17 protein-coding genes and 1 pseudogene are annotated in these 20,582 nt (G+C 66.6%); 14 read left to right on the plus strand and 4 right to left on the minus strand.

Annotation, left to right across the window (positions count from 1 at the left end):
* Positions 1–9 precede the first annotated feature (9 nt).
* The 9 genes from xpsH to ACCQ00_RS03895 are packed head-to-tail and all read left to right on the plus strand — an operon-like array spanning position 10 to position 8,081.
* Positions 10–519 carry a type II secretion system protein XpsH gene (gene xpsH / locus ACCQ00_RS03855; RefSeq protein WP_039572943.1) on the plus strand — a complete coding sequence of 170 codons (510 nt, stop codon included), beginning with the start codon at positions 10–12 and terminating at the stop codon, positions 517–519.
* On the plus strand, positions 516–932 hold the full coding sequence (xpsI, locus tag ACCQ00_RS03860; protein WP_039572946.1) for a type II secretion system protein XpsI: 417 nt from the start codon (positions 516–518) through the stop codon (positions 930–932). The genes xpsH and xpsI overlap by 4 nt, the downstream gene beginning before the upstream one ends.
* On the plus strand, positions 929–1,564 hold the full coding sequence (locus ACCQ00_RS03865) for a type II secretion system protein J (protein ID WP_039572950.1): 636 nt from the start codon (positions 929–931) through the stop codon (positions 1,562–1,564). The genes xpsI and ACCQ00_RS03865 overlap by 4 nt, the downstream gene beginning before the upstream one ends.
* Positions 1,561–2,412 carry a type II secretion system minor pseudopilin gene (locus ACCQ00_RS03870; protein ID WP_039572954.1) on the plus strand — a complete coding sequence of 284 codons (852 nt, stop codon included), beginning with the start codon at positions 1,561–1,563 and terminating at the stop codon, positions 2,410–2,412. The genes ACCQ00_RS03865 and ACCQ00_RS03870 overlap by 4 nt, the downstream gene beginning before the upstream one ends.
* Positions 2,409–3,530, plus strand: a complete 1,122-nt coding sequence (locus ACCQ00_RS03875) for a PilN domain-containing protein (RefSeq protein WP_039572956.1) — start codon at positions 2,409–2,411, stop codon at positions 3,528–3,530. The genes ACCQ00_RS03870 and ACCQ00_RS03875 overlap by 4 nt, the downstream gene beginning before the upstream one ends.
* On the plus strand, positions 3,514–4,167 hold the full coding sequence (gene gspM, locus ACCQ00_RS03880; protein WP_015463600.1) for a type II secretion system protein GspM: 654 nt from the start codon (positions 3,514–3,516) through the stop codon (positions 4,165–4,167). Before ACCQ00_RS03875 ends, gspM begins: the two co-directional genes overlap by 17 nt.
* Positions 4,157–4,948 carry a type II secretion system protein XpsN gene (gene xpsN, locus ACCQ00_RS03885; RefSeq protein WP_007965190.1) on the plus strand — a complete coding sequence of 264 codons (792 nt, stop codon included), beginning with the start codon at positions 4,157–4,159 and terminating at the stop codon, positions 4,946–4,948. Before gspM ends, xpsN begins: the two co-directional genes overlap by 11 nt.
* Positions 4,945–7,245, plus strand: coding sequence for a type II secretion system secretin GspD (gspD, locus tag ACCQ00_RS03890; RefSeq protein WP_022559947.1), 2,301 nt, complete (start codon positions 4,945–4,947; stop codon positions 7,243–7,245). The genes xpsN and gspD overlap by 4 nt, the downstream gene beginning before the upstream one ends.
* Positions 7,242–8,081: a glycosyltransferase family 2 protein gene (locus ACCQ00_RS03895; protein WP_022559946.1), complete on the plus strand. Its 840-nt coding sequence runs from the start codon at positions 7,242–7,244 to the stop codon at positions 8,079–8,081. The genes gspD and ACCQ00_RS03895 overlap by 4 nt, the downstream gene beginning before the upstream one ends.
* Before the next feature lie 413 nt (positions 8,082–8,494).
* On the opposite strand, the gene ACCQ00_RS03900 is transcribed toward ACCQ00_RS03895, so the two are convergent.
* From ACCQ00_RS03900 to ACCQ00_RS03915, 4 genes are all read right to left on the minus strand, one after another.
* Positions 8,495–9,223 (minus strand): UTRA domain-containing protein, encoded by a 729-nt coding sequence (locus tag ACCQ00_RS03900; protein WP_022559945.1) that lies wholly within the window; start codon positions 9,221–9,223, stop codon positions 8,495–8,497.
* A 105-nt stretch (positions 9,224–9,328) separates the two neighbouring features.
* A complete protein-coding gene (gene pnuC / locus ACCQ00_RS03905) occupies positions 9,329–9,904 on the minus strand; it encodes a nicotinamide riboside transporter PnuC (protein WP_022559944.1) in 576 nt (191 codons plus the stop codon).
* Between the two features lie 223 nt (positions 9,905–10,127).
* Entirely contained in the window at positions 10,128–12,290 is a 2,163-nt protein-coding gene (locus tag ACCQ00_RS03910; RefSeq protein ID WP_039572964.1) for a TonB-dependent receptor, read from the minus strand.
* Positions 12,291–12,321: 31 nt separating this feature from the next.
* Positions 12,322–13,479, minus strand: a complete 1,158-nt coding sequence (locus ACCQ00_RS03915; protein ID WP_039572967.1) for a phosphotransferase enzyme family protein — start codon at positions 13,477–13,479, stop codon at positions 12,322–12,324.
* A gap of 600 nt (positions 13,480–14,079) precedes the next feature.
* On the opposite strand from ACCQ00_RS03915, the gene ACCQ00_RS03920 reads away from it, so the two are divergent.
* The 5 genes and pseudogenes from ACCQ00_RS03920 to ACCQ00_RS03940 all read left to right on the plus strand — a co-directional run bounded on the left by ACCQ00_RS03920 (position 14,080) and on the right by ACCQ00_RS03940 (position 20,296).
* On the plus strand, positions 14,080–14,919 hold the full coding sequence (locus ACCQ00_RS03920) for a glycosyltransferase family 2 protein (RefSeq protein ID WP_017157508.1): 840 nt from the start codon (positions 14,080–14,082) through the stop codon (positions 14,917–14,919).
* A gap of 128 nt (positions 14,920–15,047) precedes the next feature.
* Positions 15,048–16,083 (plus strand): annotated as a pseudogene (locus ACCQ00_RS03925) (hypothetical protein).
* Between the two features lie 10 nt (positions 16,084–16,093).
* Positions 16,094–18,001: a glycosyltransferase family 2 protein gene (locus tag ACCQ00_RS03930; RefSeq protein WP_372354069.1), complete on the plus strand. Its 1,908-nt coding sequence runs from the start codon at positions 16,094–16,096 to the stop codon at positions 17,999–18,001.
* 49 nt (positions 18,002–18,050) lie between these two features.
* Positions 18,051–19,346, plus strand: coding sequence for a hypothetical protein (locus tag ACCQ00_RS03935; protein WP_039572972.1), 1,296 nt, complete (start codon positions 18,051–18,053; stop codon positions 19,344–19,346).
* Complete coding sequence (locus ACCQ00_RS03940; protein ID WP_039572974.1) at positions 19,328–20,296, plus strand: glycoside hydrolase family 113; 969 nt, start codon at positions 19,328–19,330, stop codon at positions 20,294–20,296. Before ACCQ00_RS03935 ends, ACCQ00_RS03940 begins: the two co-directional genes overlap by 19 nt.
* Positions 20,297–20,582: the final 286 nt, after the last annotated feature.

The following is a 20,582-nucleotide window of genomic DNA, read 5'->3' on the forward strand; positions in this document are numbered from 1 at the left end:
GCGCTCGCCATGCGCGTTGCGTGTCAGCCGTTGCGTCATCGGCATGGAGTGGTCGGCCCTGGTCGGGCACGCGCGCGTGGCACCTCGTTGCTGGAGATGCTGCTGGTGATCGCGTTGATCGCAATTGCTGGTGTGCTTGCCGCCGCAGCATTGAACGGCGGCATCGACGGCATGCGCCTGCGCACCGCCGGCAAGGCGATCGCCGCGCAGCTGCGCTACACGCGCACCCAGGCGATCGCCACCGGCACGCCGCAGCGGTTCCTGATCGACCCGCAGCAGCGGCGCTGGGACGCACCCGGCGGCCATCACGGCGATCTGCCGCCGTCGCTGGAAGTGCGCTTCACCGGCGCGCGCCAGGTGCAATCGCGGCAGGACCAGGGCGCGATCCAGTTCTTTCCGGATGGCGCTTCCAGCGGCGGGCGCATCGACCTGCAGGTCAAGGACGCCAGATGGCGCGTGGATGTGGGCTGGATCACCGGCGAGGTGCGTTCGGGCCCATTGCGGACGCCGGCGCCATGAGGCATCAGCGCGGTTACACCCTGATCGAAGTGATCGTCGCCTTCGCGTTGCTGGCGTTGGCGTTGAGCCTGTTGCTCGGGTCGTTGTCCGGTGCTGCGCGCCAGGTGCGCGCGGCCGATGAAAGCACGCGCGCCACCTTGCACGCGCAATCGCTGCTGGCCGTGCAGGGCATCGACAAGCCGCTGGAGCCCGAGCAGCAGCAAGGCACGTTCGAAAACGGCCACTTTCGCTGGTCGATGGACGTACGCCCCTACGACGAGCCACGGCGCAACCCGCAGGCACCGATGTCGCCCGGCGCGCACCGGCTGCTGCAAGTGACCTTGGTGGTGCGCTGGGGCGAGCAGCCCAACCAGATGCTGCAATGGCGCACGTTGCGGTTGGTGGCGGCCAACACGCAGGGCAGCCCGCCATGAGTCGTTCGCGCAGCGCCGGCTTCACCTTGATCGAAGTGCTGCTGGCCACGATGTTGCTGGTCGGTGGGTTGGTGTTGGCGTTTGCCACCTTGCGCTCGGCCAGTGCGGTGAGTCAGCGCGGCGAAGCGATCGCACAGCGCAGCGAGCGCGTGCGTGCGGTGGAAGAATTCCTGCGGCGCCGCCTGGCCGCCGCATTGCCGATCGCCATGGGCATCGATACCCAAAGTCAGCAGCCGATCCTGTTCATCGGCGAGCCGCAACGCCTGCGCTTTGCCGCAGACGTGCCCGATTACCTGGGCCGCGGCGGGCCGTATCTGCACGACCTGTCGGTGGCCGGCGATGGCGATCGGCGCAACCTGCTGATTGCGCTGACCATGCTACAGTCCGGCAAGCCGATCGAAGAAAGCAGCCCGCTGCCGCCGGAACTGCTTGCTCAAGGCGTGCAGCAGGTGAGTTTCCGGTATCGCGGCATGGATCCGCAAAACGGACGCCTGAGCGCGTGGCTGCCGCAGTGGGAGTGGCACGACCGCCTGCCGCTCATGGTGCGCATCGACATCCGCAGTGACGATGCCGCATGGCCGCCGATGGTGGTGGCGTTGCCGCAATCCAGCAACCCGGGAGCAGGGCAATGACGCGCGCGCGCGGTGCCGCGCTGGTGCTGGTGCTGTGGTTGATTGCGTTGCTCACTGCGATGATCGGTGCGTTCGCGCTCACCGCACGTGTGGAAGCGTTGCAGGGCAGCATGCTGCGCAACGGCGCGCAGGCGCAGGAATACGCGCGCTCTGGCCTGGAATACGCGTTGTTTCGCTTGCAGGATGCCGACACCCAGGCACGCTGGCGCCCGGACGGCCGGCGCTATCGCTGGCAGATGGACGATGCCAGCGTGGAGATTCGTATCACCGATGAAAGCGGCAAGGTGGATCTGAACATGGCCGAGCCCACCTTGCTGGCCGGTCTGGTGCGCGCGGTGGGCGGCGAGCAGGCCAGTGCCGGACGCATCGCCGGTGCCATCGTCGATTGGCGCGATGGCGATTCATTGAGCCAGCCAGGCGGTGGCGCGGAAGATCGCGATTACGCCGATGCCGGGCTGCCGTATGGCGCAAAAGACAGCCCATTCGAAACCCTGGGCGAACTGCGCCTGGTGCTGGGGATCGATGGCGAGCTGTATCGCAAGCTGTTGCCCAACGTCACGCTGTACAGCGGTCGCTCGCGGCCTGAAGCGCGGTTTGCGCCCGCCCCGGTGCTCACCGCGATGGGGCTGGACGCGCAGCAACTGCTGGCCCAGCGTGACGCGCCGCTGGGTTTGCCGGCCAACGAGGCGACGGTCGGTGGCTCGGGCACTTATAGTATCGAGAGCCGGGCGCGACTGAGTGAGGGACGCGAGGCTGTGTTGCGGGCGGTGGTTTCGACCAGCGCGTCTGCGTTACCAGGGTCGGCCTATACCGTGTTGCGTTGGGAAGAGGGAGCAGCAGTGCAATGACCGCATGGCGGGATACCTTGGGTCGTATCGGCGTACGCGCCATGCCGGGAGCCGGAGGCTTCTGGCGTTGGTGGCAACACTCGCTGCTGGCCTGGCTGCCGCAGCGCTGGCAATGGCAGTTGGGTCTGTCGCAGGCACGCCTGTTGTTGCAACAGGACGGTGACACGCTGCAGCTGCTGCGCCAGCGCGATCACAGCTGCGATACCCTCGCCAGCCTGCCGTGGCCGGTGCACCCGCAGGAAGTCAATGACGTGCTGCCGACCGCGCTTGAAGGCCTGCCGCGGCATTGGCTGTTGCCGGCCGCGCATGCGTTGCGCCGGCCATTGCGCCTGCCCGCTGCGGCAGCGGCGCGCCTGCAGGACGTGGCGCGTTTCGAGATCGATCGACAAACCCCGTTCACCGCCGACCAGGTGTATTTCGATGCGCGCGTGCTCGATGTGCGCGAAGACGGCCAGCTCGATGCCGAACTGGTGGTGGTGCCGCGACGCATGATCGATGGCCCGGCCGGCGTGCCGGACGCATGGAACAGTGCGCTGTCGGGCATCGACGTGACCGACGCCAACGGCCTGCCGTTGGGCGTGAACCTGCTGCCGCCTGCGCGCCGCCTGCGCCGCAGCGACCCGATGCAGCGCTGGAACCTGTTGCTGGCCGCCTCTGCGCTGGTGCTGCTGGCCGTCGCCGGCTGGCTGCTGCTCGACAACCGCCGCCAGGCCGCCGACGATCTGCGCGCCAGGGTGCAGGCCAATGCCGCGCGCGCGCGCCAGGTCGCTGCCGAACGGCAGCAATTGCTGGACCTGGTCGAAGGCGCGCGCTTCTTCCAGCAGCAACGCGCCACCCGCCCGACCTCGGTCGAAATCTGGGACGAACTGAGCCGGCGGCTGCCTGGTGGCACGTATCTGGAAAAATTTTCGGTCGAAGGCGGGCAACTGCAGTTGATCGGATTGAGCAACGAAGCCTCTTCGCTGGTGCGTCGTCTGGAAGGCTCGCCGTTGTGGCGTACGCCGTCGCTGACCGGCGTGCTGCAGAGCGATGCCGGCCGGAATGTCGACCGCTTCACCATCACTGCCGAGCTTGCCGGCCCCGATGCGAAGGAGGCGGCCGATGCCACGCAGCGTTAAGCGCGATCGCTGGATCGCTTTGGGCCTGCTGCTGCTGGTGATCGGCGTGGCCTACCTGGTGCTGGTGCATCCGTGGTTCACCCAACCGATGATCGCGGTGCAGGACGACCTGCAAGCGCTGCGCGAACGCGAACTGCGCGTGCGCGTGCAATTGCAGCAGGCGCCGGAAGTCAGCAAGCGGCTGCGGCAGGCGCGCCAGACGCTGGAGAGCCGCCCGGGCTTCCTGCCGGAAACCTCGGCCGAACTCGCCTCTGCCGGGTTGGTGCAGCGGCTGGAACGTGCGGTGGTGGAGGCCAGTCCTGGCAACCGCAGCTGCGCCATCAGCAACCGCTCGCCGTTGCAGCCGGAGAGCAAGAACCGCTTCACCCGCGTGGCGGTGCAGGTGCGTTTGCGCTGCGGCACGCCAGAACTGGCCTCAGTGCTGTACAGCCTGGAAAACGGCACGCCGCGCTTGTTCGTGGACAACCTCAACGTGATGGCGCAGCGCTACCAGCTCTCGCCCAACGAAAGCGGCAACGGACTGGATATCGCCTTCGAACTGGCCGGCTATCTACGCCCGGGCGCCAGCGCCGCACCGCTGAACAACGAGGCCGCGCCTGCTGCCCCCAACGCCGCGGAGGCCAGCAATGCGCCTTGACATGATCGGCCTGCGCACCTGGCTGCTGGCCACCGTGGTCGGTTGGGCACTGCTGGTGTGCGTGCTGGCCGTCGCCGGCCTGGGCAAGCGCGTGGAGCTGCTGCCCGACGACCCGGCGCTGGTGCAGCGTCTGCCCACGTTGCCGGCACCGGCGCCGGAGCGCCTGGGCGCATTCGAGAAATATTCGGAAATCGCCGCGCATCCCGCGTTTGCCGAGGACCGCCTGCCGCATCCGTTCTTCCTGTCCGGCAACGATGGCGGCACTGCCGCTTCCACAGTGCGCCTGACCGGTGTGCTGCTGACGGACAACTTCAAGATGGCGACGTTGACCCTGGACCCGCAGGATTCGGTGCGCGTGCAGCTGGGCGGCGAAGCGGTGAAGGGCTGGCGCCTGCTCGCCCTGCAGCCGCGTAGCGCCACCGTCGAAGGCCCTAGCGGCACGCAAACCCTGGAATTGCACGTGTTCAACGGCCAGGGCGGGCAGCCGCCCACCGCCAATGCCGCCGCACGCGGTGCCGCCACTGCCACCCCGCCGGTCCCGTCCCCCGACGCTGCCGCACTTGCCCCGCCGCAGCCGCCGCAACCGCAACCCGTCGCGCCGGTACAGCAGCCCGGCGGGCAGGCACCGCCAACCGTGCCGCCGCAGCGCAGCGATGGCGCGCAGGAAGCCCCACGCCCCTCCGACGATCAGATGCGTGCCATCCGCGAACGCATCGAAGCCCGACGCCGCCAGCTGCAACAGCAGCGCCAGAGCGGCTCTACCCCCGGTCAGACCCAATGAGTGAACGCATGACGTCGCGCCTGTTTCCCGTGTCCCTGCTGATTGGCCTGCTGGCCGGTTGCGCCACCACTCCTCCGCCGGACGTGCGCCGCAACGCGCGCCTGGATCCGCAAGTCGGCGCTGCCGGCGCCACCCAGACCACCGCCGAGCAGCGCGCCGACGGCAACGTCAGCGCCAAGCCCAGCCCGGTGATCCGGCGTGGCAGCGGCACCATGATCAACCAGAGCGCCGCGTCCGCGCCGTCGCCCACGCTGGGCATGGCCAGCAGCGGCAGCGCCACCTTCAATTTCGAAGGCGAATCGCTGCAGGCCGTGGTCAAGGCCATCCTGGGCGACATGCTCGGCCAGAACTACGTCATCGCGCCCGGCGTGCAGGGCACCGTGACCCTGGCAACGCCCAATCCGGTCTCACCGGCGCAGGCCTTGAACCTGCTGGAAATGGTGCTGGGCTGGAACAACGCGCGCATGGTGTTCAGTGGCGGCCGCTACAACATCGTGCCGGCCGACCAGGCGCTGGCGGGCACCGTCGCGCCCAGCACCGCATCGCCCTCGGCCGCGCGCGGTTTCGAAGTGCGGGTGGTGCCGTTGAAGTTCATCTCCGCCAGCGAAATGAAGAAGGTGCTGGAGCCGTACGCCCGCCCGAATGCCATCGTCGGCACCGACCCGGCGCGCAACGTGATCACCCTGGGCGGCACTCGCGCCGAGCTGGAAAACTATCTGCGCACCGTGCAGATCTTCGACGTGGACTGGTTGTCGGGCATGTCGGTGGGCGTGTTCCCGATCCAGTCCGGCAAGGCCGAGAAAGTCGCCGCCGATCTGGAAAAGGTGTTCGGCGAACAGAGCAAGACGCCCAGCGCCGGCATGTTCCGTTTCATGCCGTTGGAAAACGCCAACGCGGTGCTGGTGATCACCCCGCAGCCGCGTTACCTGGACCAGATCCAGCAGTGGCTGGACCGTATCGACAGTGCCGGTGGCGGCGTGCGGCTGTTCTCGTACGAGCTGAAGTACATCAAGGCCAAGGACCTGGCCGATCGTCTTTCGGAAGTGTTCGGTGGCCGCAGCAACGGTGGCGATTCCAATGCGTCGCTGGCGCCGGGGTCGGAAACCAGCGTGCTGGGTGGCACGCTCGGCAATCGCGACAGCAGCCTGGGCGGCAGCTCCGGCGTGACCGGCGGCAGCATCGGCGACAGCGGCGATGGCAGTTCGTCGGGCAGCAGTTTCGGCACCAGCGGAAGTAGCAGCAGTGGTGGTTTGGGTAACGGCAGCCTGCAGCTGTCGCCGCGCAGCAATGGCAACGGCGCAGTGACGCTTGAAGTGGCTGGCGACAAGGTGGGTGTATCGGCGGTAGCCGAGACCAATACCTTGCTGGTGCGTTCCACGCCGCAGGCATGGAGCTCGATCCGCGACGTCATCGAGAAGCTCGACGTGATGCCGATGCAGGTGCATATCGAAGCGCAGGTGGCCGAGGTGAATCTGACGGGCGCACTGAGTTACGGCGTCAATTGGTACTTCGAGAATGCGGTGAATGCTGCAACCGATTCGAACACCTACGGCTTCGGCGGCGCGGGTCTGCCCAGTGCCGCAGGGCGCAACATCTGGGGCGATATCGCCGGCAAGGTGACCGGCACCGAGGGCCTCGCCTGGAGCTTCCTCGGCAAGAATGCTGCCGCCATCATTACCGCCTTGGACAAGGTCACCAATGTACGGTTGTTGCAGACGCCCTCGGTGTTCGTCCGCAACAACGCCGAAGCGACGTTGAATGTCGGTTCGCGTATCGCGATCAACTCCACGTCGATCAATACCGGCCTCGGTACCGACACCAGCTATTCGTCTGTGCAGTACATCGATACCGGCGTCATCTTGAAGGTGCGTCCGCGCGTGACCAAGGACGGCATGGTGTTCCTGGATATCGTGCAGGAAGTCAGCAGCCCGGGCGACCGTCCGGCCGCCTGCACATCGGCAACCGCCACCATCAACGCGGCCGCCTGTAACGTCGACATCAATACGCGGCGAGTCAAGACCGAGGCGGCGGTGCAAAGTGGCGATACCATCATGCTGGCCGGTTTGATCGACGACACCACGTCCGATACAAGCGACGGTGTGCCGTTCCTGAGCAAGTTGCCGGTTGTGGGTGCACTGTTCGGAACCAAGGGCAAGACCAGCAACCGTCGCGAAGTGATCGTCTTGATCACCCCATCGATCGTGCGCAACCCACAGGAAGCGCGCAATCTCACCGACGAATACGGCCAGAAATTCAAGGCCATGGAACCTCTGAAACCCAGCCAGAAGCCGCAATGAGTGCAGCGCTGCCGGTCGTGCTGGTGCCGGTGGGCACCGACGACGAGGCGCTGGATGCGTGCCTGGGCGCATTGGATGCGGCCACGCCCGCAGGAACACGCGTCTGGCTGGCCGACGATGCGCAGGCCGGCCCGCGTGGGCGCGCAGTGATCGAACATTGGCTGGCGCGCACGCAACTGCAGGCGCATCACACCCGTCGCCAGCGCATGCTGGGCGAGGTAGCGCATCTTGACGAAATGCTCAGCGCCTGCGGCGATGCCGACGTGGTGGTGCTGGGGTTGGATGCCTGCCCGTTGCCCGGATGGTTGCGGCAACTGACCGCGTGTTTTGCACGCGATGCCGCGATCGCCACCGCCACGCCATGGAGCAATGTGGGCGAGGCCTGCAGCTGGCCGCGGCTGGGCGAACTCAACCCGATGCCGGACGCATCCGAACGGCTTGCGGCTGCCTGTGCTGCGATGCCGCCGCTGCACCCGGAACTGCCGTCGGCGATCGGGCACGCGGTGCTGTTGCGCGGAACGGCGCGGCGCAAGGCCGGTGGCCTGGACGCCAGCAGTTACGGCTCGTGGTACGCGGCGCTGGTGGACTTGAGCCTGCGCATGGGTGGGCTGGGCTGGCGTAACGTGTTGTGCGAGACCGCCTTCGTTGCCTCCCCGCACGAAGGCCGCCCGGCCGAAGGCGACATGGACGCGCTGGCCACCCGCTGGCCGGCCTGGCATGCGCGCTTGGCCAATTTCCTCATGCACGACCCGTTGCGTGCGCAGCGCGACCAGCTGACTCGACTCCTGGCGCACCTCCCGCCCCCGGACCTGCAACGCGCGTTGTTTGAGGCCTAGAGTCGCCGCCGACGACACCTGCACACCGCCATGCGCGCGGCCATCGTCCGGGACTTACATGGATCACGCATGCACGAAGGCGTTTGTCGTCCGACCGTGTGGCAACTGCAGGTTCCACTCCGCTGCCGCACTTGCCTCGTCTCGCGATCGCGCCTGTCGCGTTACCGGATCGATGTCGTGATGTCTGCCATCGAGCAAGAGACCGAACCACCGCTCACTCGACAGTTGCGCCCCGTCGATACCCGCCGCAGCACCGCACCGATGCGTTCTGGCCGAACACGTCATCCGGCCTATCAAGCAGTTTCCAATCCCCTGTTGATGAGACCAAGGCCGCAGCAAGCCGCGCACACCACGAACGCAGCAATGCGGCACGCTCTTCAACGATTCCCGATTCCCGATTCCCGATTCCCGCCCTAAAAGGCAGACCGCGTCGGCGCGTCGGTCCGCACCACCACATCCAATGCGTCGTGGCGCCAGGATTCGATATCCAGTTCCACCGCGCGGCCGTCTTCGGCAAAGCTGATCCGCTGCAGCCGAAAACATGGCGTGCCGGGCGTGGACTGCAGCAGCATCGCCTGTGTCGCGTCCAATCCGGCCGGATGCATCGACAGCTGCGCGCGGCTCAGGAACAGGCCCAGCCGCTGGTTGAACACGCTCGACAGCGACCCGGCCAGATCGTGTTCGAGCAGGCCCGGCGCCCAGGCCGCGAGCACCACATTGGTTTCCAGCAGCACGGCGCGGCGGTCGATCCAGCGCCGACGTTGCAGGACGAACACCTCGTCGTACGGGCTGTCCAGTCGCAACGCCGCGGCGTAAGCCGCGCCTGCAACCTGCCGGGTGGCGCTCAATAATTCGGTGCGCGGCTTGCGTCCCTGCGCCGCCACGTATTGCATGAAACCGGCGATGCTGGTGGGGTCGTAGCGCACGCGCGGCGCGCTGACGAACCAGCCGCGGCGGTTTTCGCGATAGATGCGGCCTTCGGCTTCAAGCTGCTGCAGCGCTTCGCGCAGCGTGATGCGGGTGCAGGAAAATCGCTCGGCCAACGCGCGTTCCACCGGCAGGCGTTGATCCGGTCCCCATTCGCCGGCTGAGATTTGTGCGGAGATCGCTTCGGTGATGGTGTGTTGGCGCGACACGCTCATGCGGTCAACCGCAGGCGGAAGACCCAGGGCGTGAGCAAGCTAATGAGGTGGAAGGCATGCATGTTGCGATGGTAAAGAAGAACGCGCGCGCAAACCGCGACCGGCTTAGCGCGCGACAGCCAGGTTCTGGTTCTGTTGGGTTTTCCAGCTGTACCAGCCGTACACCGCAAGCGCCACGAAGCCTGCGTAGAGCACGGCAGTAGGGTACAGCCCCTTGCTGATGAAGACGCCGACGTAGACGCAGTCGAGCACGATCCACAATACCCAGTTGGCGATGCGCTTGCGTGCTGCCCACACGCTGGCCACCAGGCTGAAACTGGCCAGCGCCGCGTCCAGCCACGGCAGCACCGCATCGGTGCGGTAATTCATATAGGCGCCGAGCGCCGCAGCGAACGCCGCGCCGATGCCCAGCGAAAGCCAGCGTTCGGCGGACGGCATCGGCAGCGGGCGTATCCGTGTGTCTGCTGCGGTTCCGGCTTGCCAGTGCCACCATCCGTAGAGCTGGGTCAGCACATAGATCCCTTGCAGCAGCATGTCCGAGTACAGCTTCCATTGGTAGAACAGCCACGCATACAACGCCACCGCCACGATGCCCACCGGCCAGCACCAGCGAATGCGCCGCGCGGTGAGCCACACGCCCAGCAGGTTGATCACAACGGCGATGGATTCGAGCAGCGACATGCGGTACCTGGTGCGTTATGGGTCAACGTGTTACGGCGTAGGAGGCGTTGGGACGACGGTGCATACAGTTCAGCCCTGGAATACGGCACCTCGTCGTCCACGAACACAATCCGCAGGCGAGCTGGCAGCGCTGGTGACCGGCTGTCGACGCTGCCCGACAGCGCATTCCCCGTCGTTCCTGTGCATGCACGGCAGGGCGCGCACTGTGTGCCTACAGTGCAGGTTAGAAATCCACCTGCACCGTCAGCCGTGCGTTGCGCGGCGCACCGGGGAACAGATACGCATCGCCCTGATATTCGCCGGAATCGCGCCAATAGCGCTTGTCGAACACGTTGTCCACGTTCAAGCGCCAGGTGGTCGCCAGCCCGCCCAGCGCCGTGGCGTAGCGGGCACCGAGGTTGGCTACGGTGTAGGCCGGCACGCTGGCGTTGCCGAGACGGTGGGCAAACTTGCGCCCGCTGTATTGCACGCCCCCCAGCAGTGCCAGACCATCGATACCTGGCACGCTGTAATCGGCCTGCACGCTGGCGCGCAGCTTGGGCGCGTTGATCGCCTGATGGCCTTCGTACTCGGCAATGTCGGTGTCCTCCGCGCGCGCGCGGAGTGCCGCGACGCTGGCGAACAGACGCAGCTGCCGGGTCGCTGCACCGTCGGCAGACAGCTCCAGGCCACGGTTATGCAGGCGACCCTGCTGCACATAGAGCAGACCGCCATCGGCCTGCGGTTGGGTGAACTGGTAAGCCTGGCGGATGTCGAACAGGGCCGCGCCCAGGCGCAGGCCCCGCAGGTCGATCTTGGCGCCGGTTTCCAGCTGGTACGCATTGGTGGGCGGCAGGATCTCGTCGGCGTTATCGGCAAACCACGGCGCCGTGCCGCCTGCCGCCAGGCCCTTGGCGTAGCTGGCATACAGCGACATGTTCTGCTGCGGTTTGAACAGCAGCGCCGCCTGCGGCAGTACCGTGTCTTTGCGCGTGCGTCGCTCCAGCAGGCCGTCGCGATCGAAGCTGCGTTCGTCCAGTTGCACGTAGCGCGCGCCAAGCGACAGTTCCCACTGCGCACCCAGGCCGATCCGGTCGGCCATGACCAGCGCACGCTGGCGGCTGTCCAGACGGCGCTGCTTGGGATCCAGCGCAACATCCGTCTGCGCGAAGACGTCCGGGTCGCGATCGATGCTGCCGCTGCCGACGAATTCGTTGACCGAACCAAAACGGTCGATGGTGCGGCGCAGCCATTCGCCGCCGATGCTCAGGTGATGCTCCAGCGCGCCGGTCGCGACATGGCCTTCGAGCGTGGCACACAGCTGATCGTGCACGCGGGTGTCGTCGGGGCTGCGGTAATCGTAGATGTCGTACTCGCCCTGCGCGCTGAAGAAGTTCGGGGTGACGATGTCGGCGCAGCTTGCCGCGCCATAACAGCCCCAGGCGAATGCAGAGAAATCGTTGATCTTCGCGCGGCTGCGCGATGCTTCGGCGGTGGCGCGCCAGTCGTCGTTGAACTGGTAGGCGTAGCGCAGCTGCGCGTTGAGCGAATCCATTTCCACCGGCCGCGCCCAGGGCTGGTAGCCGAGCAGGCGGTGTACATCGATGTCGCGCGGTACCTGCGTGCCGCCCAGCAGTTGATAGCCCGGCACCGAGCGCTGTTGCCGGTGCTGATACTCCACGTCCAGCTGCAGCAGCGCCTGCGGGGTGATCTTCCAGTCGCCGGCCAGCGACAGGAAGTTGCGGTAGCCGTCGGCGTGATCGACATAGCTGTCGATGTCTTCGCGTGCGGCGTTGACGCGTAACCCCAGTGTGCGTTCGGCACCGAACCAGTCGCCCAGGTCGGCGGCGACATAGCGCGAGCCTTGTTCGTCGGTGCCCAGGGTCACGCTGCGCACGTGCTCGGGCCGCTTGGTGCGGTAGTCGATCAGCCCGGCCGGTTCGTTGACGCCCGATTGCAGCCCGGCCAGACCCTTGAGCAATTGCACCTGCTGCTTGTTTTCCAGTGCGATCGATTGTTCGCCCACCGCGCTCATGCCGTTGATGCGGTAGCTGTTGGCGGCATTGAGCGAATAGCCGCGCACAACGAAGTTTTCGTAATAGCCGATCGGCGCATACGCATCGCCGGCAGAGGCATCGGCGCGCAATACCTCACTGAGGACGCGCGCCTGACGATCGAGCAATTGCGCACGATCGATGACCGCGATCGAGGCGGGGGCGTCCAGCAGCCGGGTGGCGCCAAATCCGCTCAATGCCGTGCCGGTTTCCACGCGCTCGCCACGCACGTTGACCGCGTCCAGTTCGACCGCATCGGTGCCGGCTTGTTGCTGCGCCAGTGCAGGAGCGCAGCACAATGCCAGTGCAAGCGCGAGCGGGCAGCGGGAGAACAGGGGGAGGGCAACGGACATTGGGCAAGACTCGACAGGGAAGGGAAGGTGCTCACGGCAGCCGGCGCGCACGTGCGTGCAGATGCGCGAGCAGCTGCTGACCATCGGCGCTGGCGAACCAGTCCGCGTGGCCGAGCAGATAGCGGTGATAGGCGATGTCGGCATTGGCGGGCGAACGGGTGATGCCGGCGAAATATTCCATTTCGCTCAAGGCGAAGTCGGCATGCACGATCGGCAGCAGTGCGGCCAGGCGGCGCACCTGGTTTGCGTCCAGTGGCCGATGCTGCGCGTAGCCTTCCAGCAGCGCGTCGAGCTGGTCGAGCTCGGCCTGCGCGCGTGCGCCGGTGTCCAGCCGCAACCAGGGGATGAGGTTGCGTTCGATCGCGGTGGCCAGATCGAATAGCGCGCTGCTGCAATCGCTCAATCCGAAATCGAAGATGGCGCTGACGCGGGTCGCTCCGTCGTTGGTGTCCCACAGCAGGTTGGACGCATGCCAGTCGCCGTGGGTCCACAGCGGCGGCAGCGCGCCGGGCGCCGACAGCAGCGGCCACGCCTGCGCATGCCAGGGCAGCAGATGGGTGGCCAGATCGTCTGGCCATGGGCGGTCCTGCAGGGCTGCTGCCAGGTGCGGCCGCGTTGGCAAGGCATCGTGCAATGCCTGCAGCGGGTCTGCCTGCGCAAACAATCGCAGATTGGCGACCAGGACGCTGGTGGAGCGTGCCGGCGCATCGAAGCCCTGGGCCGCGCGATGCAGTTGCGCCAACGCAGCGCCGGCCGCCCGCGCATGCGCAACGTCGTTGAACGGTGTCCACGACAATGCATCGCGGTAGAGGTCGTGGCCCGCACCGACCCGCTGCACTTCGTACACCCAATCCTCATGCGCCAGCGCAGTGCGGCCCTGGGCGTCGTGCAGCACCTCCACCACCGGCACGCCTGCCCAGCGCAGATGGGCCATGAAGCTGTGTTCCTCGCGCAGCGCGGCCACGCTGCGCACACTGCAGTGGTGGCGTTTGACGATGACTGGGCCACTTGCAGTCTCCACGCAGGCCGCTGCCGAGAACGGCCGTGCGCTATGCCAGCGCACCTCGCGGAGGTGGCCCGCCGCCGCAAACCGCTGCAGCACGCGATGGATTTCATCGTTGGTCAGGACTGGCCAGTCCGGCAATGCCAGTTCCAGGCTCATGCCATGCACCTGATGCGGCACGTTCATGGCCCGCCTGCCGACAGACGCGGTAGCCTTGCCGCGTCGGAGAGTGGTATAGACCAAGTGATCAGGAGTAAAGCGGCGGACGCGCGGCGCGCGCCGTCAAGAACAAGAACGGCGCTGCCGGGCCGTTGTCGCATCGCATCGGCCATCAGGTCGCGGCGATGCAGGCAATGAAAAGGCAGCGCGAAACCGCAAGGTCGCTAACCGTCATCTCAACAATCAGGTGTGGGAGTGCACCAAAAGCAACCTGCAACCCGGCTGGCGATCAGGTGCATGCGGGCGATGCGCTGCGATGTGGATGTACACCTGGTACATGCATCGAGTGCTGCCCGCGCTTGCCTGGCTGCGCAGTCGGTTTACCGGTCGAACAAAGTGTGGCAACGGAGACCGCGTGCGGCTCCGGGCGCGCAGTATGCGCCTTGCGGCGATGGGTCGCCATGCTGCAAGGCGACCCATCGCCGGGCAGTGCGTGCAAGCGGTAGCGTGGCGCAGTGCCAACCGGGTCCGGACGCGAGGCAATGCGGCCGCGGCAGCGACTGTCGCGCCGCGGCATCGGCCAACGCAAGATGGCGCTGCGCTGCTTTGGCACCGGATAATGGCCGGATGACTCCCGTCCAGATCGCCGCCGTCGTCGTCACCTATGAAAGCAGCAGCACCATCGATGCGTGCCTGTCGCGATTGCGTGCGGCCGAGGGCATCAGCGAGATCCGGGTGGTCGACAACGCTTCCAGCGACGACACCCTGGAAGTGGTGCAGCGTCATGCCCTGGCCGATGCGCGGCTGCATTTCATCGCCAATCCCGACAACCCCGGTTTTGCGACTGCCTGCAACCAGGGTGCGCGCGATTCGCAGGCACCTTGGCTGGTCTTCATCAACCCGGACCTGATGGTCGCGCGCGATACCTTGCTGCAGCTGCACGACCGGGCGGCGGGGCATCCGGCGGTGCTGCTGGGGGTGGAGCAGGTGGATGAGCAGGGGCGTCCGGATGCGGCCGTGCGCCGCCGCGACCCGGACTTCGCCGCGATGCTGCGCGCGCCGCGTGCCGCCGCCAATCTGGCGGTGCCGGCCGATCCGTCGCAGGCCTTGCAGCCGGTGGATGCCATTTCCGGGGCGTTGATGCTGATGCAGCGCAGCCTGTTCGACCGGCTGGACGGCTGGGACGGCAGTTACCGTCTGCATGCTGAAGACCTGGACCTGTGCCGGCGCGCCCGCCAGGCCGGTGCCCTGGTGGCGGTGGCCAATGATCTGCAGGTGTTGCACGTGCGCGGGGTCTCCAGCCGCGCGCGGCCGTTCTTTGTGGAGTGGCACAAACATCGCGGGTTGTGGCGCTATTTTCGTAAATTCGAGGCCGATCGACGCGGGCTGCCGACGCGGCTTGGCGTATGGCTTGCGATCTGGATCCACGCAGTTGCCCAGGTGCCGCGTTTGTTGCAGAGCAAATGATCTGGATCGCGTTAAATTTGTGATAAATCGGTGATGGGTCGCCGGCCACAACTGTGGTACGTTTCGCCCCGAAGTGTGATCAACCCCAGCTTCCTGTCCCTCCCGGGTCCCCCATCAGGAATCGTGCAATGTCTTTTCAGAACGACCCGCAAAGGCGGGTACGTCGGTCGTGCGCTACCCCGTTGCAGTCCAGTTCGGTTGCCTCGTTGTGTCATCCCAGTCCAACCCATCCGCGTGCGCTGTCGGTCCTGGCATCGGCGCTTGCCCTGAGTGGTGTGCTTGCCGCGTTGCCGGGCACCGCATTGGCCGGTGCGTGGACCCAGCCGCAGGGCGACACCCTGGTGATCGTCAAGGCGCTGCATAGCGATGGCCGTGGCTGGTTCGACGACGGCCACCATCGCACGACATTCGGCGACGGCCAGCAATTCGACGGCAATGGCCGCAGCCGTCAGGACCAGCTCAACGTCTACGTCGAACATGGTCTGACCGAAAAGCTCAGCTTCATCGGCAACTTCTATTTCAGCGACGTGGGTTTCAGTAACCACGATGCCGTCAATGGCCGTCAGCAAACCACGACGACCGGTTTTGCCGATCAGGAAATTGGCTTGCGCTATGCGCTGCCGAGCGCACAGAACGATGTCTGGCGCAGTGCCGTCCAGGCCTTGGTGAGCGTCCCTGCATATGGGCGCAGCAAGACCTACCACCCGAACAATCCTTCCGCCAATTCCGACCCTGCGCTTGGTCTCGGCGACTATGGCCTCGAGCTGCGCTACAGCCGGGGGCGCGGTTACACGCTGGGCGGCCGCAACGGCTACGTCGATCTTGGGGGGGGCGGTCCGCCTGCGCGGAAGCGCGGCGTCGGACGAACTGCGGGTGGACGCGTCCACAGGTCTGAGTCTGACCCCGAGTTGGCTGCTATTGGGCGAACTCAACGTGATCCAGGGGTTGGGCAACGGGCGTGGCAACGTCGATGTTGCCGGTAGCGGTGGCGGCGTGGGCTTCGTCGCCACCGGCACCAACTACGATCTCACCAAGTTGCAGTTGTCCACGCTGTATACGGCGCCGGGTGGCAGTCAGTGGCAGGTGGGGTATCAGCAGCCGGTCATGGGCCGCAACACCGGTGCCGCGGGCGGGCCATTCGTGGCCGCCTGGTGGCGTTTCTAAGGGGCCGCACATGACGGTGACCTGCGAAACGGACGCGCTGGGACGAGCGCCGGACATCGGCCGCGAACGCGGCCTGCTGGGTCGTGCGCTGGTGTCGGCAGGCGTCATCACCGACGAACAGCTGCGCTCGGCGCTGGCCTTGCAGCAACGCTGGAATTCGCGCCTCGGCGATGTGATCCTGGCCCAGCGCGGCGTGCCGGCGCAGCGGTTCTACGCCATCGTTGCCGCGCACTTCGGGCTGCAATTCATCGATCTGGTGCAGCAACCGCCGGATCCTGCGCTGCTCACCCCCGGCGATCTGGATAGCTACGCGCAACGCCTGGTGTTGCCGTGGCGGCGCGAGGACGGTGTGCTGGTGCTGGCGGTGGCCGATCCGGACCCGGCCCTGTTCGCCTGGGCACGCGCCCATTATGGCGAAGACGTGCGCTTTGGCGGTACCGCCAAGTTCGACATCATCTGGAGCCTGCAGCGCTACGCCGACGAGCAGCTCACCGACAACGCGCTGAATCTGCTTGCAGCGCATGCGCCGACGTATTCGGCACGCCAGGTCATCACGCGCGGGCAGAAGTTCGCATTGTGGGCGCTGGCGGCGGTGATGCTGGTGACGTTGGTGCTGTTCCCGGTGCCGGCCTTGATCGCCGTCAACGTGCTGGTGGCGCTGGGCTTTCTGGCCACCTTCGGGTTGAAGTTGCTGCTGGTGTGGTTCGGCTCGCGCCATCGCATCGACATCAAGGTCACCGAAGACGAAGTGGCCGCGCTGCGCGATGACGACCTGCCGGTCTATACCGTGCTGGTGCCGATGTACAAGGAGCCGGAAGTCCTGCCGATTCTGGCCAACGCGCTGCGCAAGCTCGATTACCCGATCAGCAAGCTGGACGTAAAGCTGGTGCTGGAAGCGGACGACCTGGACACCATCGAAGCGGCCAAGAAACTCGGCCTGGAAGCGTTCTTCGAAATCATCCGGGTGCCGCCGTCGCAGCCAAAGACCAAGCCCAAGGCCTGCAACTACGCGCTGCACTTTGCGCGTGGGCAGCTGCTCACCATCTACGACGCCGAGGACAAGCCCGAGCCGGACCAGCTCAAGCGCGTGGTGGCGGCATTCCGCAAAGCCGAGCAGGATGTGGTGTGCATCCAGGCGCGGCTGAACTACTACAACGCCGACGAGAACTGGCTGACGCGGATGTTCACGCTGGAGTACACGCTCTGGTTCGACTTCTACCTGCCGGCGCTGGAATACCTGCGTATTCCGATTCCGTTGGGTGGCACCTCCAATCACTTCCGTCTGGACGTGCTGCGCAAGGTGCGCGCCTGGGACCCGTACAACGTCACCGAGGACGCCGATCTGGGCGTGCGGCTGATCCAGAACGGGTATCGCGTCAACGTCGTCAATTCCACCACCTTCGAAGAAGCCAACGTCAGCATCCCCAACTGGATCCGGCAGCGTTCGCGCTGGCTCAAGGGCTACATGCAGACCTGGCTGGTGCATATGCGCGACCCGGTGCATCTGTATCGCAGTACCGGCTTCAAGGGATTTTGGGGGTTTCAGTTCTTCATCGGCGGCGGCTTTTTCACCGCATTGGGTGTGCCGGTGCTCTGGGCGTTGTACGCGGCGTGGGCGCTGACCGGCACCACGATGTTCGAGCGCTTCTTCCCGCCGTGGCTGGCGGCGGTCTCGCTGGTCAATCTGCTGCTGGCCAATGCGTTCTTCATCTACATCACGCTGGTTGCGGCATTCAAGCGCGACTACTTCAAGCTGGCGCCATACGCACTGACGGTGCCGTTCTACTGGGCGTTGCAGTCGATTGCCGCCTACAAGGGTCTCTGGCAGCTGATCCACAATCCGTTCTATTGGGAGAAGACCACGCATGGCATCAGCAAGCATTCGGAAAACGAACGCCGCGCCGCACTCGAAGAGTGAGCCGGTTGCGAAGCGTTGCGAGAGCGGGCTGCCGGCGTTCCTCATCGCCGTGGTGGCGCTGTCGCTGCTGAGCCAGCCGTTGCTGGTGCAGTCGGTGGCCAGGGCGCCCGCGCTTGCGCCGGACATCGGCGTGCCGGCGACCGGGCTGTTGGCGTGGGCGGTCGATCTCACCTTGCATCGCTGGAATCTGCCGTTCCAGGTGTGGCCTTGTGTCGCGGTGGCTGCGAACGCGCTGTTCCTGTCGCTGCTGTGGCGCGATCTGGCTGGCGTGTTCGGGCGCGGCTGGGCCAGCGCGCTGACGCTGCTGGTGGGCTGCAACCCGCTGTTCCTGCTGCCGATCGCTGCCGGCGGCAGCCAGGCAGTGGGGTTGCTGGCCTTCTACGGTTTGTGCCGCACCTTGCGCCGCTTGCAGGCGCCGGTGGAAGCCTTCACCTATCTGCGCATTGCGGGCTGGTTGTGCATTTTGCTGTGCCTGGATCTGCAGACGCTGGCGCTGTCGACCATGGTCGCGCCATGGCTGCTGCTGGTCATGCCACCGCAGATGCTGCGCAAGGCGCCGGGCTCGTTCTACCTGGTGTGCTATCTGCCGTTCGCATTCCTGGTCGGCATGTGGGCCTACGTGAACCTGGTCGTGTTCAATGCGCCGTGGCCGACGCTATCCAGCATCGCCCAGGCCTCGCATCCGTTGCCGCTGCCCCTGGCCGGCCATGCCGACGGCTGGTTGCCGGCGGTGCGCTGGGGTGTGGCGGCGGTAGTGTGCTTCCCGGTGCTTGCGCTGGTGGCGCGGACGCGCAGCGGTGCGTTGGCGCGAGGCGTGGTGGCCAGTGCCGGCACCGTGATCTGTGCGGCTGCGTTGTCGTTCGTCTTCGGCTGGGCTGGTTTCGATGCGCTGCTGCTGTTGTGGGTGCCGGCGGCGCTGTTGCTGCGTGCGCTGCACGCCGACCAACGCGGCCAGGCGGCCGGATTGCTGGTGCTGGGCCTGGTTGGTGCGGTCTGGGCACAACCGCAGGGGTGGGGCAGCTGGACGCGTGGCGCAGCGCCCGACGAACAGGCCCTGATGCAGGGCGAGGCCGTTGTCATGACGACGCCGGTCGCGCTGCCGGTGCGTGCGGCGGCCGCTCCCGCCACGCACGATGCCGGTGTGATGCTGCCGGCGATGGCCGAGGGCGCTGCGGTGGCCCCGGCGGCAACGGCATCTGCCGACACTGCCCAGCCGGCCAACCCGGCAGCGGTCACGGTGGTGCCGCCGGACAAGAACAATGCATCCTTGCGTGCGACGGCGTGCTCCCGCCACGCGGCGCCGCCGAATGCCGAGGTGTCTGCTGCATGTTCAAGCGCGTTCTAAGCGTCGCAACGTTGATCGGCGTGTGTCTGCTCGCAAACGGGTGCAATGCCGCCGCGCCGACCTGGATGGGCGCCAACGTCAAGGTGTCCGCCAACGCCCCGTGGGAAAGCCAGGCTGCAGCGCGGTCGCTGGACGCGTTGGCCAAGACCGGTGCCAGCAAGGCGTTGCTGGTGGCGTTCGTGTGGCAGGCCAGTCCGCAGTCCAACGACCCGGTGCTGGGCAGCGACAGCAGTGTGGAGGCCATGCGCGCGGCGTTGCGGCAAAGCCTGCAGGCTGGATTGCAGCCCACGCTCAAGGTGCATGTCTGGATTCCGGGGCACTGGGCCGGCGATGCCGCGCCCACCGACCCGGCGGCCTGGTTTGCGGCCTACCAGCAGGCATTGCTGCCGTTGGCCAAGCTGGCCCAGGACGAACACGCCGAAGCGCTGGTGATCGGCACCGAGTTGCGCAAGTTGCAGGACGCGCCGCAATGGCCGGCGTTGGTCGCGGCGGTGCGCAAGGTCTACCACGGAAAACTGCTGTATGTGGCCGACGGCATGGAGCACGCCGAGCGCTTCGGTTACTGGTCGTTGTTCGATGCAGTGGGCACCAGCCTGTATCCGCGCCTGTCCGAAGCCGCCGATGCACGCAGCGCTGAAATGACCGCCGCGGCACAACGCCTGCAGCAGTTGGGTCAGCGCGTGGGCAAGCCGGTGTGGGTGGCCGAGCTGGGGTTGCGTTCGGCGCGCGGCAGTCTGGCCGCGCCGTGGGAAAGCCCGGAGCAGCGCACGGCCGCCGTCGATACGCGCCTGCAGCTGCAGGTGTTGCAGCAGTGGCGCAAGGTACTGCAGGCGCATGGCGTGGAAGGCATTGCGCTGTGGTGCTGGTATACCGACCCCAAGGCCGGCGGCCCGGGCGACAGCGACTTCACCGTGCAGGGCAAGCCGGCGCAGCAGGTGCTGGCACGCTGAGGGCGACTTGCGAACAGCTGCGTTCGCTGCACTGGCGGGGCGCGGCCAGTGCCCAGGATCGCCAGATACCGCCCGCACGCGCGGGGCTTCTGGCGCCGGCCTTGCACGTGATGCGGGCCCGCTTTGGTTGTCTGGTCGCGTTACATCGCGCTGCACGGGTATGGGGGCACCGGCGATGCGCGCGTCAAGCGGGCGCAGCCGCGCGTGCTGGCGTCACGTTGCATGCCTTCCGACTTCATCTTCCGTCAGCGGCTGCGTTGCGCAGGACGGACTGAAACGCGCTGGC

The organism is Xanthomonas sp. NCPPB 3761 (genome assembly GCF_041475705.2).
GTDB lineage: Bacteria > Pseudomonadota > Gammaproteobacteria > Xanthomonadales > Xanthomonadaceae > Xanthomonas > Xanthomonas phaseoli.

Excerpts from the sequence above, each read along its gene's own strand:
- ACCQ00_RS03920 (WP_017157508.1), top strand. The coding sequence starts at position 14,080 with ATGACTCCCGTCCAGATCGCCGCCGTCGTCGTCACCTATGAAAGCAGC.
- gspM (WP_015463600.1), top strand. The coding sequence starts at position 3,514 with ATGCCACGCAGCGTTAAGCGCGATCGCTGGATCGCTTTGGGCCTGCTG.
- ACCQ00_RS03875 (WP_039572956.1), top strand. The coding sequence starts at position 2,409 with ATGACCGCATGGCGGGATACCTTGGGTCGTATCGGCGTACGCGCCATG.
- gspD (WP_022559947.1), top strand. The coding sequence starts at position 4,945 with ATGAGTGAACGCATGACGTCGCGCCTGTTTCCCGTGTCCCTGCTGATT.
- ACCQ00_RS03895 (WP_022559946.1), top strand. The coding sequence starts at position 7,242 with ATGAGTGCAGCGCTGCCGGTCGTGCTGGTGCCGGTGGGCACCGACGAC.
- ACCQ00_RS03865 (WP_039572950.1), top strand. The coding sequence starts at position 929 with ATGAGTCGTTCGCGCAGCGCCGGCTTCACCTTGATCGAAGTGCTGCTG.
- ACCQ00_RS03910 (WP_039572964.1), bottom strand. The coding sequence starts at position 12,290 with ATGTCCGTTGCCCTCCCCCTGTTCTCCCGCTGCCCGCTCGCGCTTGCA.
- xpsI (WP_039572946.1), top strand. The coding sequence starts at position 516 with ATGAGGCATCAGCGCGGTTACACCCTGATCGAAGTGATCGTCGCCTTC.
- ACCQ00_RS03870 (WP_039572954.1), top strand. The coding sequence starts at position 1,561 with ATGACGCGCGCGCGCGGTGCCGCGCTGGTGCTGGTGCTGTGGTTGATT.
- ACCQ00_RS03940 (WP_039572974.1), top strand. The coding sequence starts at position 19,328 with ATGTTCAAGCGCGTTCTAAGCGTCGCAACGTTGATCGGCGTGTGTCTG.
- xpsH (WP_039572943.1), top strand. The coding sequence starts at position 10 with ATGCGCGTTGCGTGTCAGCCGTTGCGTCATCGGCATGGAGTGGTCGGC.
- xpsN (WP_007965190.1), top strand. The coding sequence starts at position 4,157 with ATGCGCCTTGACATGATCGGCCTGCGCACCTGGCTGCTGGCCACCGTG.
- ACCQ00_RS03900 (WP_022559945.1), bottom strand. The coding sequence starts at position 9,223 with ATGAGCGTGTCGCGCCAACACACCATCACCGAAGCGATCTCCGCACAA.
- ACCQ00_RS03915 (WP_039572967.1), bottom strand. The coding sequence starts at position 13,479 with ATGAACGTGCCGCATCAGGTGCATGGCATGAGCCTGGAACTGGCATTG.
- pnuC (WP_022559944.1), bottom strand. The coding sequence starts at position 9,904 with ATGTCGCTGCTCGAATCCATCGCCGTTGTGATCAACCTGCTGGGCGTG.
- ACCQ00_RS03930 (WP_372354069.1), top strand. The coding sequence starts at position 16,094 with ATGACGGTGACCTGCGAAACGGACGCGCTGGGACGAGCGCCGGACATC.